This window comes from Rhabdaerophilum sp. (assembly GCF_046092605.1).
Lineage (GTDB): Bacteria > Pseudomonadota > Alphaproteobacteria > Rhizobiales > Beijerinckiaceae > Rhabdaerophilum.
In genome coordinates, this window is the sequence record NZ_JBJTDY010000120.1 from 1 (window position 1) to 17,072 (window position 17,072).

Genomic DNA, 17,072 nt, shown 5'->3' on the forward strand with positions numbered 1-17,072 from the left:
CGCCTCGCATTGCTCGGCGTTCTCGTAGATGTGGCCCTGCGTGAGGAAAAGCGCCTCGGTGTTTTCCCGCAGATCGCGGCGGAGGTGGATGACATGGCGATGATGCGTCTTCTCGTGCGCGAGGGGGCAGGGCTTGCGGTCATTCCGCCCATCGTCGTGCGCGATGAACTCGCAAGCGGCGCGCTGATCGAGATCGAGAAGCTGCCCGGCTTGCGCGAGGCCTTCTATGGCGTGCATATCCAGCGCCGCTTCCCCAACCCGTTGCTGCGCGAATTGCTCGATCACGCGACCGAAATCGTCTCCGCGTGAGGCCGCTTCAACAAGCTTGATTTCCTCTTGATTTCCTTTTGTCGTTCGATTTAAAAAACAAAACAGAGGAAAAGTCGAACGATGCCCGCCCCGATCGAAAGCCTGCTGCCCGATCTCCATGAGGATACGCAGCTCGTGCATGCCGGCACGTTGCGCTCGCAATTCGGGGAAACCTCCGAGGCGCTTTTCCTCACGCAGGGCCACATCTACGAGAACGCCGAGCAATGCGAGGCGCGCTTCCTGGGTGAGGAATCCGGTTTCATCTATGCGCGTTTCTCCAACCCGACCGTGGCCATGTTCGAGAAGCGGATGGCCGCTTTCGAGGGTGCCGAGGCGGCGCGGGCGACGGCCACCGGCATGGCCGCGGTGACGGCGGCGCTCACCGGCCTTCTGCGCGCGGGCGATCATGTCGTGGCGGCGCGGGCGCTTTTTGGCTCCTGTCGCTATGTCATCGAGGAGCATCTGCCGCGTTTCGGCGTGGATTCGACGCTGGTCAATGGGACGGAGCTCGCCGCATGGCAGGCCGCGATCCGGCCGAACACGAAGGTTTTCTTTCTCGAAAGCCCGGCCAATCCGACGCTTGAAGTCATCGATATCGAAGCGGTCGCAAAACTCGCCAAATCCATCGGCGCGAAGCTGGTGGTGGACAATGTTTTCGCGACCCCCCTCTGGCAGAAGCCGCTGGCGCTCGGGGCGGATTGCGTCGTCTATTCCGCCACCAAGCACATCGACGGGCAGGGGCGCTGCCTCGGCGGGGTGATCCTCGCTTCGAACGAGTTCATCCAGACCCATATCCATACCTTCCTGCGGCAAACCGGTCCGGCCATGAGCCCCTTCAACGCCTGGGTGCTGCTGAAGGCGCTCGAAACCCTGCCTCTGCGCATCCGCCGGCAGACCGGGACGGCTTCCATCCTCGCGGACTGGCTCGCGGATCAGGGGCAGGTGCGGAAGCTGATCTATCCGGGACGTGCCGATCACCCGCAGGCCGAGATCGTGCGGAGGCAAATGGGTGGCCCTTCGACGCTGATCGCACTCGAACTGGAGGGTGGCAAGGCCGCAGCCTTCCGCTTCCTCAATGCGCTGAAGATCTTCCGCATCTCGAACAATCTTGGCGACGCCAAGAGCCTCGCTGTCCATCCCGCGACAACCACTCATCAGCGATTCACGCCGGAAGCGCGCGCGGATATGGGCATTGGCGATGGTCTCGTGCGCCTCTCCGTGGGGCTCGAACATCCCGGCGATCTGCGGGCCGATCTCACCCGTGCTCTGGCGGCGGTCTAACCCGTTTCCACCGGGCGCTTGTCGTCCTGCGTCCAGTCCGTCATCGAGCCGTCATAGAGACCCACATCCGGCCGGCCCAACACTTCGCTGAGGACGAACCAGTTGGTTGCGGCCGTGTGTCCCGTGTTGCAATAGGAAATGACCGGGCCGGGCGGCACTTCCGCATAGAGAGAGGCGAGTTTCTCCGCCGGCATCAGGCTGCCCGTGGCATTGTCGAAGGCGCGCGCATGATCCGCGCTGAGCGCACCGGGAATGCGGCCCGCGCGCTTCGCCTCCGAGGCTTTCTCCAGCCCCTTGAAGAAACTTACGGATCGCGCATCGACGAGGGAGGCGGAATGCGCTTGCAGAGCCGCCTCGACTTCCTCGGCCGTGCGGCGCAGACCGGCTTGCGGAGCGAGCGGATAAAGTGGGGCGGCTCGTGGCGCCTTCTCGCCGGTTTCGATCGGCCATCCGGCCCTCATCCAGCCCTGCGTGCCGCCATCGAGGATGGAAACCGCGCGGTGTCCCGCCTGTTTCAAGGTCCAGCAGGCGCGGGCGGAAGCGGCGAAATCATTCGCCGAGGAACCGACGGGAATCAGCACCACTTCCGTTTTCGGCGTGATGCCCAGCTTGCCGAACAGGCCAGCGAGATGCGCCGCATCGGGCAGCAGGCCCGGCGCGTTTCCCACCTTCCGCCGCCAGCCATCGCCGGCATAATCCGAGTAGATCGCGCCCGGCACATGGCCGGCGAGGTAGCTCTCGCGCCCGCCATCCGCCGCGAGGCGGAGATCGACCAGCACAAGCCCGGCCTGGCCCATGCGGCCCTTGAGCGCCTCGCGAAAGATCAGCGCCGACATCACGCGGGCTCGACCGTGTAGGCATAGGTCATCTCGGCGGTCTTGCCGAGCATGATCGAGGCCGAGCAGTATTTCTCCTTCGAGAGTTCCACTGCCCGTTTCACCTTGGCCTCGTCGAGGTTCTTGCCTTTCACCCGGTAATCGAGATGGAGCTTCGTGAAGACCTTGGGGTCTTCCGGCGCCCGTTCGGCCGAGACTTCCACGATGCAATCCACGACATCCTCGCGGCCCCGGCGCAGGATCAGAACCACATCGAAGGCGGTGCAGCCGGCAAGGCCCACGAGCAGCAATTCCATGGGCCGGAAGCCGGCATTGCGGCCGCCCGATTCCGGCGAGCCATCCATCACGATCGAATGCCCGCTGCCGGCCTCTCCCAGAAAGGCCATGCCCTCGATCAGTTTCGCGCGCGCTTTCATGCCTGCCCCCGAATGCCCTGTCTTTCCTCGGTATCCGAAGGCGGTTTCGCGGTCGAGGTCAAGCGCGATCGGGCGCGCGAGGGCTCACGACAAGGCCCAGGGAACAAGAACTGCCTGCCCCTCGATGATCGGCCGCGCGACGGTCACGCCATAGATCTGAGCGAGATTGGCATCGGTGAGCACGGCCTCCGGCGATCCCTGCGCCACGAGCCGCCCGTCATGCAGCAGCACGATCTCGTCGGCCATCCGCGCGGCGAGCGCGATGTCATGCGTCACGGCGATCACCAGCGCGCCGCGCCGGCTCTCGCCCCTGAGGTCGTCCATCACCGCGAGCTGATGGCGGGGGTCGAGCGCGGCGGTGGGCTCGTCCGCCAGCAGGATGGCGGCTTCGGTGGCCAGCACGCGGGCGAGCATCACGCGGGCGCGCTCGCCGCCCGACAGCGTTTGCACGGGCTGATGCGCGAGATGGGCGCAATCCGTGCGCGCCATGGCGCAATCCACGGCCTCGGCATCGCGTTTCGAGAGCCGCGCGGGGTCGGCGACGCCATGCGGGTAGCGGCCCAGCGCCACGACATCGCGCGCGGTCAAGGGCCAATGCACGGCATGGCCCTGCGGCAGATAGCCGATGCGCCTGGCGCGCTCCCGCGAGGAAATTCGCGCGAGGGCTTCGCCCGCGATGCTGATCCGCCCACGGGCTGGAACAAGCCCGGCCAGCGCCTTCAGCGCGGTGGTCTTGCCGGCGCCATTGGGCCCGAGCAAAGCCACGAAACGCCCGGACGGGAAGTTGACGGAAAGATCGCGCAGGATCGCCTTGCCTCCGAGTTCCACGCAAAGCCCTTCGGCCGCAAGAAGGGGCGCGGTCATGTCATGCCTCCCGCGAGGCTCTTGCGCTGCCTGACGATCAGCAGCAGGAAAAAGGGCACACCGATGATCGAGGTCAGCACGCCGACCTTGATGTCGCTCTGCGCGGGGATGATCCGCACCGCGATATCCGCCGCCAGAAGCAGCGCCGCGCCCGCGAGCCCCGCCGGCAGCAACAGCCGCGCCGGATCGTGGTTCACCAGCGGGCGCATGAGATGGGGAGCCACGAGCCCGATGAAGGCGATGGTGCCCGCCACGGCCACCGAGGCGCCGACGCCGATCGCCACGCCGAGGATGACGGTGAAACGCAGGCGCTCCACCGCCACACCCAGGCTCGCGGCGGCTTCCTCACCCAGCGACAGTGCCCGGAACGCACCGCGCTGCGTGGAGAGCAGCAGGCTCGCGACCAGAATGAAGGGCAGCGCCAGCATGACATGGCGCATGGAGCGATCCTCCAGCGATCCCAGCAGCCAGAAGGCGATCTCCAGTGCCGCGAAGGGGTTTGCCGCGAGGTTCATCGCTAGTGCCGTTCCCGCCCCGGCGAGGCTCGACACCGCGAGGCCCGAAAGGATCAGCAGCAGGAGCGAGGCATTGCGCCCTGCAATCGCTACAAGGAGGAACACCGACAGGAACGCCCCGAGGATCGCCGCAACGGGCAGGCCCCAGGAGAGCGTGTCATTGAGCCCCAGAGAGATGGTCGCCACAGCCGCGAAGGCCGCGGATTGCGGGGCTCCGAACAGCGAGGGCGCCGCGAGCGGATTGCGCATCAGGCCCTGCATCGCCGCACCCGCGAGCCCGAGCATGAAGCCGATCGACACGGCAAGCAGCGCGCGCGGCAGGCGCAATTCGAGCAGGATGATGCGGTGAGCCTCCTTGCCCCGTCCCGAGAGAGCCGCAAGCAACTCGGGCACCGAGAGCCGCACCGGCCCGATGGCGAGTGAGCCGAGAAACAGCAGGCCGACCAGCGCCAGCAGGGCGGAAACCAGCCAGAGGCGGGGCGCTTTCGGCCCGGCCGGCAGGGTGGCTCCGCTCCCGCTCGTCATGTCGTCCTCACCATTTCGCGGTCACGCCGCCATAGAAGGCCCGGCCGGTGGTGCCGTAGTCCCGCACCTCCTCATAGCGCGCATTGGTGATGTTTTCGAACCGGGCATGCAGCTTGTAGGTGCTGCTCAGCGCATATTCCGCGTGGATATCGAACCGGGCATAGCGCTTCAACGGGTTGGTCTCGTTCGCGCTCGAGAAGCGGTTCGAGACCATGGTCACGGAAGGCTCGATCAGCCAGCCCTCGCGCGGAGTGATCCGCAGGGCCAGGCGGCCTTGATGTGGTGCGCGGCGGGCGAGCGTGAGATTCGTGCGCTGGTCCCTCGCGTTGAGGTAGGTGTAGCTGCCCGTGATCGAGAGCCAGGCTTCGATCGCGATGATCGTGCCGGAAATCTCCACGCCCGAGGTTTTCGCGCGCGCCACGTTGAAGTAGCAGCCGAAGGGCTGAGCCGGCGGGCAGCCCGCGAACTGGAAATCGATCAGATCGCGGAAGCGGTTCCGGAAACCCGTCACCGAAAGGGTCACGCGGTTGTTGAAGAAGCCCTGATCGATGCCGACATCGACGCCAAGGCTTTCCTCAGGCCGGAGATTGCGCGTGCCATAGAGCGGCGAGAAGCGCTGGTAGAGGGTCGGCGCTTTCGCGCCCGTGCCGGCGCTGGCGCCCAGTTTCGTGCCCGTTTCCGGCAGGTTATAGGCGGCGGTCATGCGCCAGGTCGCGAAGGAACGGCTGTCGCTCACCTGGTCCAGGCGTGTCCCGAAGGACAGCATCAGCCTTTCGCCCACGGGCAGTTGCCAGAGGCCGAACAGGGAGGCTGTATCCTGCGTGCCGGAGAAATCCTTGCGGCGCGGGCCGGGGAAAGGGCCGATATCCTGGTTGGTCGAGGCCGCGACCTCGCGCTCGGATCGCCCGCCGAGGATCAGCGTCCCGAACCGATCGAGCCGAAGGGTTCCCTGATATTCCGCACCGAAGCGATTGCCCCAGAATTCGTAATCCGTCCGGAAATTCGTGGGCGGCGGCCCGCCCGAGAGGAAGGAATCCTTCAGGACACGCTCTGTGCGGTTCGCGAAGATCTGCAGGCTGTGGGTGAAGCGATTGTCGAAAGCGTCAAGCTCGGCCTTGGCAAAGGCCTGCCCGTAGCGCTGGTTCGAGATGCTCTTCGTGTCGGGATAGGTGCCGAAGCCGGCATCGTAACCCGAGCGCCTGCCGCTGGCCATGATGCCGAGATCAAGCCGGAAACCTGTTCCGGGATCATAGCCGATGCGCCCCAGGCCCGTGAGGCGACGCAGGCCGTCATTCTCGAACGGTCCTTGCGTCTTCTCCAGCCGGCCGATGCGATAGCCATAGCTCGAAAACCCTTCCAGGGTCTGCCCCAGGCCGGAAAAGGCATAGGACCACGGCCCGGTGGAGCCGGCGACCGAGCCTGTCACGCTGGCCGAACCATACGAGCCGCCCTCGACGCGCAGGCTGCGCAACGGGCCGCCCTGGCCCTTCCGCGTGATGATGTTGATGACTCCGCCAATCGCATCCGAGCCATAAAGCGCCGATTGCGGCCCACGCAGGACCTCGATCCGCTCGATGATGCCCGGCGCGATCATCGAGGCGTCGAACTCGCCGGACGCAGCGGAGGGATCGCTGATGCGCACGCCGTCGAGCAGGACGAGGGTGTGGCCGGAATTGGCACCGCGCACGCGAACGCTGCTGGTGCCACCCGGCCCGCCATTGGTGCTGACATCCACCCCCGGAACCTGCCGCAGGATATCTGCGACGGAATAGCTGCTCGCACGGGCGATCTCCTCCGCCCGGATAATGGTGACAGCAGAACCCGTGCGCTGAATGGCGGTCGGCAATCGGTTGGGGGTAATGGTGATGAAGAGGGGCTCTGGCTCCCGGCGAGTTTGCGCTTGGGCGGATGGGACTGATTGGGCCGCGCATGCGACCAAGAGGGCGGCCAGGGCCACCGGAAACGTTCGGCTCATGATCCACCTGCCTCGGCCCACCGCCAAGGAGTTCGTGTTGCACAAGCTTCCGGCCGGTCTCCTGGCTTGCGGCTCAAGCGCCTGTTCGCCCTTCCCGGATCTCGAGGGTCCAGTGGTGATGCGAAGAAGGCTCGCCGCCTACAGTTGCGGGGGCAGCCGCCGATTGGGGGTTCGTCACCCGTTACGGCGTTCCCGTTTCACCTCTCCCTGACGAGAGGCACCGAAAGCGTCTTTTGTAAAACACGGATGAATGCGCCTGTCCATCCGGCCTTTTGCAGGCGGGTTGTCATTTTGGGGCGGGCGCCGGAATGTCAGATCATTGACAACATGGCCGGCCCCGCGCGGTCGCCGGCCGCGAGCATCAGCCTTTCCTCGCCGATCCGCTCGCGCAGGGCAGGGGGCGGCGCGGCATCGGTGACGATGAGATCGAAGCTGTCGAGCCGCGCGATTTCCAGTCGCGCCGAGCGCGTGAATTTCGAGGAATCGGCGATGAGCGCCTGGCGCCGGGACACCTCCATCGCGGCCTGTTTCACGGCGATCTTCTCGGCGTCGAAATCAAGCACGGCCCCGTCATCCTCAACGGCCGAACAGGCGATGATCGCCCAGTCGAACCGGTGCCGCATCACGCTTCCCACGGCGGCAGGGCCGGCCATCGAGAGGTCACGCCCCACGATCCGCCCGCCTGTCAGATTGATCTCGACGCCCGGCGCATCAAAGAGGATCAGCGCGATATTCGCACTGGGCGTGACGATCGTGAGCTGATTCTTGTCGCGCAAAGCCTGTGCCGTCGCCTCCGCCGTGGTGCCCACATCGAGGAAGATCGATTGCCCCTCCTGCACGCGGCTGGCCATGGCCTCCCCGATCCGCGCCTTGAGCCCCGTCTCGCGCTGTCGTTTCACCTCATGGCTCAGGCGCTCGCCCGAACCGCAGCGCCCTGCGCCGCCATGGAAGCGGTGGATCAGGCCCAGTTCGTCGAGCCGGATGATCTCGCGCCGCACGGTCTGGCTCGAAACCCTGAACTCCTCGGCCAGGGCCTCGATCGTCACGAAACCCAATCGTTCGACGCGATCGACGATCTGGCTTTGCCGATCATTGAGGGCGTTGTCTTCCAGCGCAGGCATCGGGGATCTCCGGTTCATCGGCCTCGCATAGCACGAATTCCAAAATTGTCATATAATTGACATGTAACTCCGATAAGTGGAAGATATCTTCCAGCTGCTCCGCCTTGATCCGCAGAGAGCCTTTGAGGAAGCACCGGACCATGACCCTGACCCTCACCGCGCCCGATATCCTGCGGGACGATGCCGGACGCCGCTTCGACGCGGCCACGCATCGCTGGCAGCCTGCCAGGGCTGGCGAGGCGGCGGGCAACCCCATCGCCGCCAGCGAGGCCCTGCGCCTCGCGCTGAAGGCCGGCGCAAGGCGTTTGCCGGTGGGGGTCATCGGGCCGAATGACGCGTCGCCATCCGAACTTGCCATGGCCGAAGCGGCGGGGCGCGGGATCGCCCGGCTTGGTCTGCCGCTGATCTGCGGCGGCCGCGGCGGTTGTATGCAGGCGGCTTCGCGCGGGGCGGCCGAGGCGGGCGGGCTCGTGATCGGCGTGCTGCCTTCCACCGATCCCCTCAGCGCAAACCCCTTCGTCAGCGTGCCCATTGCGAGCGGAATCGGCGAAGCGCGCAACGCCATCATCGCTTCGGCCTGCTTCGCGCTGGTGGCCGTGGGGGGTGGGCACGGCACGCTTTCGGAGATTGCGCTCGGCCTGAAGATGGAGCGCCTGGTCATCACCATGCCCGATGCGAACCGGGTGGATGGCGCGCTGGAATGTGCGGAAATCGAAACCGCGATGGAGGCGATCGCCGGGCGCTATTTCCGGGTGGCGCCATGAACGGGGTGGCGCCATGAACGGGGTGGCACCATGAACGGGGCAGCACCATGAACGGGGTGGCATCATGAGCGGCATGGCGCTTTCCGGCCGCCCGACAGGCCTCGGCAGCGCGGCGCTCGCGCTTTACGCGGCCTATCTCGTAACGCCGATGGCGCTGATCCTCGTCGGCTCGGTGGGCGGGGCATGGAGCAACACGCTGCTTCCCGTGGGATTCACCGGCCGCTGGTTCGAAACGCTCCTGGCGAACCCGACATTCCAGAAAGCCTTCATCACCAGCCTATGGGTCTGCGCGGCGACGGTGGTCGCCTGCATCCTCATCGGTGCGCCTCTGGCTTACGCGGTTGCCACCGCGAGAAGCCCCGCGCTCGCGATGTTCGGGCGCATTCTCTACCTCACGCCGGTGGCCGCACCCGCCGTTGTGCTGGGCTTCGGCTACATGCTCGCCTTTTCCACCGATGCCCTGCCCTTCCTCGGGGCAGGATGGCTGACGGTCGCGGCGCATGTCGTGATCTGTCTGCCGTATTTCCTGCAGACGCTGGTGGCGGATTTGAAGCTTCAGGGCGTGGAAGTGCTGGAGCAGGCGGCTGAATCGCTCGGCGCGCCGTTTCACCGCCGCTTCCTGGATATCGTTCTGCCCGGTCTCGTGCATTCCATCGCCTCGGCCTCGATCCTTGTCGCGGCTTTGTCGATCGGCGAATTCCAGCTCACGAACCTCATTGCGGGCTTCCTGCACCGCACCTATCCCATTGTTCTGCTTCAGGCCTTTTACGGCGCGACGGGCTTTGCCTGTGCTGCGACCGTGGTGCTGCTGGCGCTCGCGCTTCTCGCGGCCATGGCCGGAGCCCTTGTCGCGCGTGGTGCGACCGCCGGCCGGGGAGGGATCGCATGAGCGTGACCCTCGATCAGGTGAGCTTCGCCTATCCCGGCGGCGGGGCAGGGGTGCGCGACATCGCGCTGGAAATCCGCGAGGGCGAATTGCTTGCGGTGATCGGCCCTTCGGGCTGTGGCAAATCGACGATCCTCAAGCTGATCGCCGGCTTCCTGATGCCGCAATCCGGCCGGGTGACGATCGCCGGCGAGGACATGACGCATGTGCCGCCGCGCAAGCGTGATCTCGGCATCGTCTTCCAGAATTACGCGCTCTTCCCGCATATGACGCTCGCGGAGAATGTGGGCTACGCGCTGAAACTGCGGCAGGTGCCCGCCAGCGAGGCGGGCCGGCGCGTGCGCGAGGCGCTCGGCATGGTCGGCCTCGGCCATCTGGCGGATCGCCTGCCACGCTCGCTTTCCGGCGGGCAGCAGCAGCGTGTGGCTCTGGCGCGGGCTTTGGTGTTTCGCCCCCGCGCCCTGCTGCTCGATGAACCGCTTTCCGCGCTCGACGCCACCCTGCGCGGCGAGATGCGTGACGAGATCGCCCGCCTCCAGCGGCTTCACGGCATCGCGACGCTCCACATCACGCATGATCAGGAGGAGGCGCTCTCCATGGCGCATCGCGTGGCGGTGATGCGTGAGGGGCGCATCCTGCAGGTCGATACGCCGGAAGGTCTCTATGCCCGGCCCGCCAACCGCGCCGTCGCGGCTTTCGTGGGGCAGTCGAACCTGTTCGATGGCATCGTGCTCGATGCCCTGAATGTCCGCACGCCGCTCGGCGATCTCGCCTGCGGGGCGCATCCGTTCCCGCGCGGCATGGCCGTGACGGTGCTGATCCGACCCGAGGTCATCCGCCCGGCAGAAAGTGCCAATGGCGCGAACCGCTTCGCGGGCAGCGTGACGCGCGACCGCTTCCTTGGTGCCTTGCGGCGCTTCGATTTCACGCTTCCCGGCGGCCAGTGCCTCAGAATCGAGACCGAAAGCCATGTCGCGCCGCCGAGCGCGATCGAACTTCCCCCCTTTGCGGTTCAGGTGATCGCAACGGGACAAGAGGGCGCCGAGAGAAGCGCCGCGACCAAGAACGACAACCCGGCCGTTCCGGCCTGATCTCCAGAGGAGCGTTTCATGACCATTGATCGTCGCATTCTCCTGCAGGGCCTCGGCGCTTCCGCGCTGGCGCTCGCCGCCGCGCCTGCCCGGGCGCAGGCTCCTGCCAATGTCACGACCGGCCCCGAGCTTTATGCCGGCGAGAAGGCGCTCTACGAGGAAGCGCTGAAGGAAGGCATGGTGATTTCCAACAATACCGGGCCGACCTGGGCGAACTGGGCTGCGCTCTTCCGCGTGTTCGGCCAGCGCTACCCCAACATCAACCTCGTCTATAACGATGTCGGCTCGGGCGTGGCGGTGAACGCGCTCGACCGCACCAAGAACCGCCCGCAGGTCGATACGATCTATTATTTCGGCGCGAATGGCGTGGATGCCCAGAGGCGGGGCCTGCTCGCCCCCTTCAAACCCACGAATTTCGACAAGCTTCCGGCTCTGGCCAAGCATCCGGCGGGCGAGTGGTTCACCATCCACCAGCTCGAGATCGTGTTCATCGTGAACAAGAAGCTCGTGAAGAACGTGCCGAAGAGCTTCGCCGACCTCGCCAAGCCCGAATACAAGGGCAACATCGTCTATCTCGATCCGCGTTCCACCGGCGTGGGTCAGGTTTTCACCTGGGCGGCGAATTTCGCGCAGGGCGGCAGCTATTCCAATCTCGAGCCCGGGCTGAAATACATGGAGCAGCTCCACAAGGGCGGGAACGTGCTGCGCGTCGTCGGCACCACGCCCTATGCGCAATTCGTGAAGGGCGAGATCCCGATCTGGGTGAATTTCGTGAATGACGGTCTGCGCGCGAAGTTCATGGATGGCATGGGAGACGATGTCGAAGTCGTCTCCCCGGCCGAGGGCACGGTCGCGGCACCCTACACGATCAGCCTCGTGAAGAACGGCCCGAACCCCAATGCCGCGAAGCTCTGGCTGAACTTCATCCTCTCGGATGCAGGGCAGGCGCTCTTCGCCGAAGGCTTCGTGACGCCATCGGTGCCGGGGGTTCCGCTTCCCGACAGCGTGAAGGCTCGCCTCATCACCCACGCGAAATCGACCCTGCTCGATCTCGATCAATCCGCCGCGCAGCTTCAGGCATTGCAGAGCGGCTGGGCCAAGGCCGCACTCTGATGGCCAATCACCGCGCCGCGCAGTCCTCCCGCACCGGCGCGGGCACCCGGGCGATGCTCGCCTCGCCCGGGCTTCTGCTCTTCGTGCTGTTCTTCTTCCTGCCCCTCGGCTTCGTGCTGGCGGAAGCCCTGGCGGGTGGCGCGCACGGGATACGAACGCTTTTCGCCTCGCGCCCCTTCTGGACCGGCTTTGTGAACTCGCTCGCTCTCGGCGCGCTCGCCGCGACGATCTCGCTCGGCGTCGGCCTCGCGGTGGCCTTGCGCCTCGCGCGGATGGCCGAGCGGCCACGGCTCGCCTGGCAGTTCCTGATCGCGCTGCCGCTCACCTTTTCCGGGCTGATCGTCGCCTACGGGTTCATCCTCGCCTTTGGCCGCGCGGGTTTCGTGACTTTGCTGCTCGAGCGGATTTTCGGCGTCGACCCCGTGGCCTTCTCGCAGGCCGTCTATTCGCCCCATGGGCTGGCCTTCGTCTACGCCTATTACCTCATCCCGCGCGTGGTGATGATGCTGACGCCGGTGCTCGTGAATTTCGATACCGCGCAACTCGCCGCCGCCGAGAGCCTCGGTGCGAGCCGGTTGCGCACGCTGATGGATATCCTGCTGCCGCAGCTGAAGGCGCCGATGATTTCCGCCTTCGCCTTGGTCGCGGCGGTGGCGATTGGCGCTTATGGAACGGCGCTGGCGCTGGTGGGCACGCAGGTGAACATCCTGCCCCTGCAGCTCTTCACGATGGTCTCGGATGCCGGCTCGGATTTTGCCGTCACCGCGACGCTCGGCCTCGTGCTCGCGGCGCTCTGCACCCTGGTGATGGGCCTGGGAGAATGGGTTGGAAGGGGGCGCCAGAGCGGAATCCGATCCGATTGAATCAGGCCGCCCGTTCTCATTTCTTGTTGTTTCACGCATTTTCTTCGGCCAACCGGTATCCAATGGATCGGAAAATGCTCCAAGGCCGGCAGGTCCTGAGCGCAATGCTCTTCGATCACCATTCCAAGGATGGCGACATGCCGGACGGGTCCCTCAAGAAGCCCCCCGGCCCTGGAAACGACGCTGCTGATGTTGCTCCTTTGCGGGCCTACCCCCAGAGCCCGGGCCCGGCCGGCTCGACGAAGCTTTCGGGATAGGACAGCGCCGGATCGCGATCCTTCGCGAGCAGAAGCGGGCCATCGAGATCGACGAAGCTCGCGCCTTCCGCCAGGAGGAGTGCTGGCGCCATGGCGAGCGATGTGCCGACCATGCAGCCCACCATGATCTTGAGGCCTTTCGCCAGAGCCGCCGCGCGCAATTCCAGCGCATCGGTCAGGCCGCCGGTCTTGTCGAGCTTGATGTTGATGGCCGAATACCAGGGCGGCAGATGCGCGAGGCTCTTGGAATCGTGCATCGATTCATCCGCGCAGAGCGGAATGGGGCTGACGATGCAGGAAAGCGCCTCGTCCTGGCCGGCGGGCAGGGGCTGCTCGATCAGTTCGACGCCTGCCGCCGCGCAGGCATCGAGATTGGCACGCAGCGTTTCGGCGCGCCACGCCTCGTTCGCATCCACGACAAGCCGGGATTTCGGGGCCCCCCGCCGCACGGCCGCGATGCGCGCGACATCGCCTTCCCCGCCGAGCTTCACCTTGAGAAGCGCACGTCCGTTCGCGGCGCGCGCCGCTTCCTCCATGCTCTCGGGCGTGCCGAGGCTCAGGGTGTAGCAGGTGACATGCCGCCCCGGCGGCGAACAGCCGAGCAGCAGATGGGCCGGCTTGCCCGCCAGCTTGGATTCAAGATCGACCAGCGCGCAATCGAGCGCGTTTCGGGCGGCACCGCCCGGCAGCATCTGGCGGAGCGCCTGCCGGTCGAGGCCGGCGGCAATCCTGTCCGCCATTCCCCGGATTGTCTCCGCCACGCCCTCGACGGTCTCGCCGTAGCGGGCATAGGGCACGCATTCGCCGCGCCCCGTATGCGCACCCTCGCGGATGGCCGCCGTGACAACCACCGCTTCGGTGCGCGAGCCGCGCGAGATGGTAAAGGTTCCCGCGATGGGGAAACGCTCGATATCAACTTCAAGAGAACGCATGTCAGGCGGCTTTCGAATGCGGATAGAGGCGCAGGAGGTTCGCGACGATCGCGCCCACGCCGAAGCGGATGGGGTCCGTCGTCGGCAGATCATGCTCCTTCTCGAGCGTCTCCACCAGCGCCCGGGCCTCGGCCTCGGCGAGATGTTCGGTATTCACCGAGATGCCCGCGGGCCGGATCGCCGGATTGGTGAGCTTCCCGCAGGTGATGTTGAGGTCGATCACCGCGCGGATCGAGGGCAGGGGATGCTTCACGCCGCGCATGGTGGTGCGGGTCGGCTCATGGCAGATGACGAAGCAATCGGGCTGCGCGCCATGCAGCAGGCCCAGCGACACGCCCGCGAAGGAGGGATGGAACAGCGAGCCCTGTCCCTCGATCAGATCCCAATGGTTCGGTGCGGCGGCGGGTGAAATCCATTCCACGGCGCCGGAGATGAAATCCGCGACCACCGCATCGATCGCCACGCCCCGGCCCGAGATGAACAGGCCGGTCTGGCCCGTGGCGCGGAAATCGGCATCGAGGCCCTGCTTGCGCATCTCCTTCTCGAGCGCGAGCGCCGTGTATTTCTTTCCCACGGAGCAATCCGTGCCCACGGTCAGCAGGCGCAGGCCGGAGCGCTTCGTGCCCTTGCCGGTCGCGAAGGTTTCGCTCGAGTGGCGCACATCCGTGAGGCGGCGATTGTGCCGGAGCGCGGCCTCGGCGATGACGGGCTTGGAAGCAAGGCGCGCATGCAGGCCGCTCGCGACATCCATTCCGGCCTCGATGGCCTTCACGATGGTCTCGGACCAATGGTCGGGCAGAACGCCGCCGGCATTGGCGACCCCCACGATGAGCGTGCGGCAACCGGCCTTCGCGGCTTCCTCGATGGTCATGTCGGGGATCTTCAGGTCGGCCTTGCAGCCCGCCAGGCGCAGCTGGCCGCGGCACCATTCCGGGCGCCAGTCGACGATGCCCTGCGCGGTCTTCGCCGCGAGCTGATCCGGGACATCACCCAGGAACATCAGGTAGGGGGCTTCGACGATCATGGTCTTCTCCTCGGGTATCCAAGCCGGATGGCCCGCTTCCGGCCACCTCTGGCAACAGAGGGATTGTGCTTGCAGCGAAGGATTGTCGCCAATGCAAGTTTTCCATCCGCTCGATGGCGTAATCGAGGGCAAATGCCCCCTCGCCAGCGGGTTCGAATCCTGTTACCGATGCAGAATTCGCATTGGCCCGAGCGTTCCTCATCGGACAGCATGAGGTTCGTCATTCGGAACCGATGCGGAATGCCGCTGCGGGGGAGTGCAGCATGGAAATTCGCTGGCTTCAGGATTTTCTCGCCGTGGCGGAGACGGGAAATTTCACCCGTGCGGCCGAGCAGCGCAACGCGTCGCAGGCGGCCTTCTCGCGGCGCATCCAGCAGCTCGAGGCGTGGGTGGGCGCGGCCCTGATCGACCGCTCGATCATCCCCACGCGGCTCACACCAGCGGGAGAGCATTTCCGCGAGACGGCCGGAAAGATCCTCGCCGAGATTCTCGATGCCCGCGCCGAAATGCGCCAGGGCGCGCCGAGCCGGCCTGACCATGTGCGCATCGCCGTGCCTTTCGCGCTCGCGACGGCCTGCCTGCCGAGCTGGTGGGCGCAATGGACGCGCGACCTGCGCCTCACCTGCGAGATCGCCACTGGCAATGTGCATGATCTCGCGATCGGCCTGCTCTCCGGCGCGACCGAACTCATGATCTGCTGGACGAGCGCGCAGCAGCCGGTTCACCCCGAGCCACAGCGCATCGAGAGCGTGGAAATCGACCGCGACCGCCTGCGTCCCTATGCGAGCCCCGGCCTCGTCGCCCGGATGGGCCTCACCCTGCCCCGGCAGGGCGACAAGCCCGTGCCGCTATTGATGTATTCGCGATCGGTCTATTTCGCGCGGCTTGTCGATCTCATCATCGAGACGGCGGGCGGGATCGGCAAGCATACGCGCATCATCGAGACCGACATGTCCGATATCCTGCGCGACATGGCGATGGCCGGCCACGGCATTGCCTGGTTGCCGGAAAGCACGGTGAAGCGCGCGCCGCCGGGGGCACTGGTTCCACTCGGCGACGACCTCTGGTCGCTGCCGCTCTCCATCGTTGCGCTCAAGGATCGTAATCTGGAGAAACCCGCCGTCGTGCGCCTCTGGCAGGTGCTCACGGGCGGCCGTCAGCAGCCGGCATCCTTGCCCTCGCGCCCGCAGACAGGCTTCGTCCGTCCGCGAGGCATGCCGGGTTTGCCCTGATGCTTCCTGAAACAAGCCCGGGCGAAGGCCCGGCAGCCCGATCCATTCCCGGAGTTCTCGCATGTCCGCCCCCGTCGCGCCCCGCATCGCCTATGTGAACGGGCGCTACCTTCCGCTCGCCGAAGCCACTTTGCCGATCATGGATCGCGGTTTCCTGTTCGGCGATGGCATCTACGAGGTGACAGCGGTGCTCGGCGACCATTTCGTCGACAACGAACCGCATCTTGCCCGGCTCGACCGCTCGCTCAAGGCCATCGGCATCCGCAATCCGCACACCATTCCCGAATGGACCGCCATCCAGCGCGAACTCGTCCGGCAGAACGATCTGAAGCAGGGCACGGTCTATACTGAGGTGACGCGCGGCACCTATGAGCGCGAATTCACCTGCCCGGATGATGTCGCCCCCAATGTCGTGATGTTCACTCAGGCGAAGAACCTGCTCGCGAACCCCATGGCCGAGACGGGTGCTGCGGTCATCACGGTTGATGATCTCCGCTGGGCCCGGCGCGACATCAAGTCCGTGGCCCTGCTCGCGCAGGTCCTCGCGAAGTTCGAGGCGAAACGTGCGGGCGTCGCCGAAGCCGTGATGCTGGAGGATGGCGTGGTGACGGAAGGGGCTTCCTCGACCTTCTTCATCGTATCGAGCGCGGGGGTGCTGGTCACGCGGGCGCTGTCGAACAGCGTCCTTCCGGGTGTGACGCGCTCCTCGGTGATGCGTCTTGCGCGCGAAACCGGGCTCCAGGTGGAGGAGCGCCCCTTCACGCGGCAGGAAATGCTGGCCGCGCGCGAGGTCTTCTACACCTCGGCCTCATCCTTCGTGATGCCCGTGGTGGCGGTCGATGGCGAGAAGATCTCGGGCGGGCGGCCCGGTCCGATCACGAAGAAGCTGCGCGCGATCTACCTGGAGGAAGCGCAGAAAGGTTGACGCTTCTGCGCCATGGCGGGGCCCGGCCCGGCTTCGGCGTCTTGGAGCGCAAACCGATCTGACAGAAAGAGATCTGGCGCTCACTCTTCTTGTTTTCGCATCCGCTTTTTTGCGCCAACCTTTATCCACTTGGCGGGCGGATG

General features: G+C 66.0%; 17 protein-coding genes and 1 riboswitch. Of the genes, 9 read left to right on the plus strand and 8 right to left on the minus strand.

Going from position 1 to position 17,072, the window contains the following annotated elements:
* Window positions 1–309 (plus strand): LysR substrate-binding domain-containing protein (locus tag ACKODO_RS09260; RefSeq protein ID WP_408983151.1); only part of this gene is annotated, 309 nt, incomplete at its 5' end.
* An 81-nt stretch (window positions 310–390) separates the two neighbouring features.
* On the plus strand, window positions 391–1,590 hold the full coding sequence (locus ACKODO_RS09265; protein ID WP_408983152.1) for an O-succinylhomoserine sulfhydrylase: 1,200 nt from the start codon (window positions 391–393) through the stop codon (window positions 1,588–1,590).
* On the opposite strand, the gene ACKODO_RS09270 is transcribed toward ACKODO_RS09265, so the two are convergent.
* The 6 genes from ACKODO_RS09270 to ACKODO_RS09295 form a co-directional block, all read right to left on the minus strand.
* Entirely contained in the window at window positions 1,587–2,426 is an 840-nt protein-coding gene (locus ACKODO_RS09270; protein ID WP_408983153.1) for a sulfurtransferase, read from the minus strand. The genes ACKODO_RS09265 and ACKODO_RS09270 overlap by 4 nt on opposite strands.
* Window positions 2,426–2,842, minus strand: coding sequence for an OsmC family protein (locus ACKODO_RS09275; RefSeq protein WP_408983154.1), 417 nt, complete (start codon window positions 2,840–2,842; stop codon window positions 2,426–2,428). The genes ACKODO_RS09270 and ACKODO_RS09275 overlap by 1 nt, the downstream gene beginning before the upstream one ends.
* A gap of 84 nt (window positions 2,843–2,926) precedes the next feature.
* A complete protein-coding gene (locus ACKODO_RS09280; RefSeq protein WP_408983155.1) occupies window positions 2,927–3,706 on the minus strand; it encodes an ABC transporter ATP-binding protein in 780 nt (259 codons plus the stop codon).
* Complete coding sequence (locus ACKODO_RS09285) at window positions 3,703–4,746, minus strand: FecCD family ABC transporter permease (protein ID WP_408983156.1); 1,044 nt, start codon at window positions 4,744–4,746, stop codon at window positions 3,703–3,705. The genes ACKODO_RS09280 and ACKODO_RS09285 overlap by 4 nt, the downstream gene beginning before the upstream one ends.
* Window positions 4,747–4,753: 7 nt before the next feature.
* Window positions 4,754–6,592: a TonB-dependent receptor plug domain-containing protein gene (locus ACKODO_RS09290; protein WP_408983157.1), complete on the minus strand. Its 1,839-nt coding sequence runs from the start codon at window positions 6,590–6,592 to the stop codon at window positions 4,754–4,756.
* Window positions 6,593–6,754: 162 nt separating this feature from the next.
* Window positions 6,755–6,961, minus strand: a riboswitch (cobalamin riboswitch).
* 71 nt (window positions 6,962–7,032) lie between these two features.
* Complete coding sequence (locus ACKODO_RS09295; RefSeq protein ID WP_408983158.1) at window positions 7,033–7,842, minus strand: DeoR/GlpR family DNA-binding transcription regulator; 810 nt, start codon at window positions 7,840–7,842, stop codon at window positions 7,033–7,035.
* A gap of 140 nt (window positions 7,843–7,982) precedes the next feature.
* Here ACKODO_RS09295 and ACKODO_RS09300 point away from each other — a divergent pair, with 140 nt between their 5' ends.
* The 5 genes from ACKODO_RS09300 (at window position 7,983) to ACKODO_RS09320 (ending at window position 12,559) form a co-directional block, all read left to right on the plus strand.
* On the plus strand, window positions 7,983–8,606 hold the full coding sequence (locus ACKODO_RS09300) for a TIGR00725 family protein (RefSeq protein ID WP_408983159.1): 624 nt from the start codon (window positions 7,983–7,985) through the stop codon (window positions 8,604–8,606).
* Between the two features lie 64 nt (window positions 8,607–8,670).
* The gene (locus tag ACKODO_RS09305; RefSeq protein WP_408983160.1) at window positions 8,671–9,495 is read left to right on the plus strand and encodes an ABC transporter permease; all 825 of its coding nucleotides are present in this window, start codon (window positions 8,671–8,673) and stop codon (window positions 9,493–9,495) included.
* On the plus strand, window positions 9,492–10,583 hold the full coding sequence (locus tag ACKODO_RS09310; RefSeq protein WP_408983161.1) for an ABC transporter ATP-binding protein: 1,092 nt from the start codon (window positions 9,492–9,494) through the stop codon (window positions 10,581–10,583). Before ACKODO_RS09305 ends, ACKODO_RS09310 begins: the two co-directional genes overlap by 4 nt.
* Window positions 10,584–10,601: 18 nt before the next feature.
* Window positions 10,602–11,696: an extracellular solute-binding protein gene (locus ACKODO_RS09315; RefSeq protein WP_408983162.1), complete on the plus strand. Its 1,095-nt coding sequence runs from the start codon at window positions 10,602–10,604 to the stop codon at window positions 11,694–11,696.
* Window positions 11,696–12,559, plus strand: coding sequence for an ABC transporter permease (locus ACKODO_RS09320; protein ID WP_408983163.1), 864 nt, complete (start codon window positions 11,696–11,698; stop codon window positions 12,557–12,559). Before ACKODO_RS09315 ends, ACKODO_RS09320 begins: the two co-directional genes overlap by 1 nt.
* Before the next feature lie 208 nt (window positions 12,560–12,767).
* On the opposite strand, the gene dgcA is transcribed toward ACKODO_RS09320, so the two are convergent.
* On the minus strand, window positions 12,768–13,748 hold the full coding sequence (gene dgcA, locus ACKODO_RS09325; protein ID WP_408983164.1) for an N-acetyl-D-Glu racemase DgcA: 981 nt from the start codon (window positions 13,746–13,748) through the stop codon (window positions 12,768–12,770).
* Window position 13,749: 1 nt separating this feature from the next.
* Entirely contained in the window at window positions 13,750–14,772 is a 1,023-nt protein-coding gene (dgcN, locus tag ACKODO_RS09330; protein WP_408983165.1) for an N-acetyltransferase DgcN, read from the minus strand.
* A gap of 263 nt (window positions 14,773–15,035) precedes the next feature.
* On the opposite strand from dgcN, the gene ACKODO_RS09335 reads away from it, so the two are divergent.
* Together ACKODO_RS09335 and ACKODO_RS09340 are read left to right on the plus strand one after the other, a co-directional pair.
* On the plus strand, window positions 15,036–16,004 hold the full coding sequence (locus ACKODO_RS09335) for a LysR family transcriptional regulator (RefSeq protein ID WP_408983166.1): 969 nt from the start codon (window positions 15,036–15,038) through the stop codon (window positions 16,002–16,004).
* A 61-nt stretch (window positions 16,005–16,065) separates the two neighbouring features.
* Window positions 16,066–16,929, plus strand: a complete 864-nt coding sequence (locus ACKODO_RS09340) for a D-amino-acid transaminase (protein WP_408983167.1) — start codon at window positions 16,066–16,068, stop codon at window positions 16,927–16,929.
* The last annotated feature ends 143 nt before the right edge of the window (window positions 16,930–17,072 follow it).

Coding starts and splice junctions, on each gene's coding strand:
- ACKODO_RS09265 (WP_408983152.1), top strand. CDS start 391: ATGCCCGCCCCGATCGAAAGCCTGCTGCCCGATCTCCATGAGGATACG.
- ACKODO_RS09270 (WP_408983153.1), bottom strand. CDS start 2,426: ATGTCGGCGCTGATCTTTCGCGAGGCGCTCAAGGGCCGCATGGGCCAG.
- ACKODO_RS09275 (WP_408983154.1), bottom strand. CDS start 2,842: ATGAAAGCGCGCGCGAAACTGATCGAGGGCATGGCCTTTCTGGGAGAG.
- ACKODO_RS09280 (WP_408983155.1), bottom strand. CDS start 3,706: ATGACCGCGCCCCTTCTTGCGGCCGAAGGGCTTTGCGTGGAACTCGGA.
- ACKODO_RS09285 (WP_408983156.1), bottom strand. CDS start 4,746: ATGACGAGCGGGAGCGGAGCCACCCTGCCGGCCGGGCCGAAAGCGCCC.
- ACKODO_RS09295 (WP_408983158.1), bottom strand. CDS start 7,842: ATGCCTGCGCTGGAAGACAACGCCCTCAATGATCGGCAAAGCCAGATC.
- ACKODO_RS09300 (WP_408983159.1), top strand. CDS start 7,983: ATGACCCTGACCCTCACCGCGCCCGATATCCTGCGGGACGATGCCGGA.
- ACKODO_RS09305 (WP_408983160.1), top strand. CDS start 8,671: ATGAGCGGCATGGCGCTTTCCGGCCGCCCGACAGGCCTCGGCAGCGCG.
- ACKODO_RS09310 (WP_408983161.1), top strand. CDS start 9,492: ATGAGCGTGACCCTCGATCAGGTGAGCTTCGCCTATCCCGGCGGCGGG.
- ACKODO_RS09315 (WP_408983162.1), top strand. CDS start 10,602: ATGACCATTGATCGTCGCATTCTCCTGCAGGGCCTCGGCGCTTCCGCG.
- ACKODO_RS09320 (WP_408983163.1), top strand. CDS start 11,696: ATGGCCAATCACCGCGCCGCGCAGTCCTCCCGCACCGGCGCGGGCACC.
- dgcA (WP_408983164.1), bottom strand. CDS start 13,748: ATGCGTTCTCTTGAAGTTGATATCGAGCGTTTCCCCATCGCGGGAACC.
- dgcN (WP_408983165.1), bottom strand. CDS start 14,772: ATGATCGTCGAAGCCCCCTACCTGATGTTCCTGGGTGATGTCCCGGAT.
- ACKODO_RS09335 (WP_408983166.1), top strand. CDS start 15,036: ATGGAAATTCGCTGGCTTCAGGATTTTCTCGCCGTGGCGGAGACGGGA.
- ACKODO_RS09340 (WP_408983167.1), top strand. CDS start 16,066: ATGTCCGCCCCCGTCGCGCCCCGCATCGCCTATGTGAACGGGCGCTAC.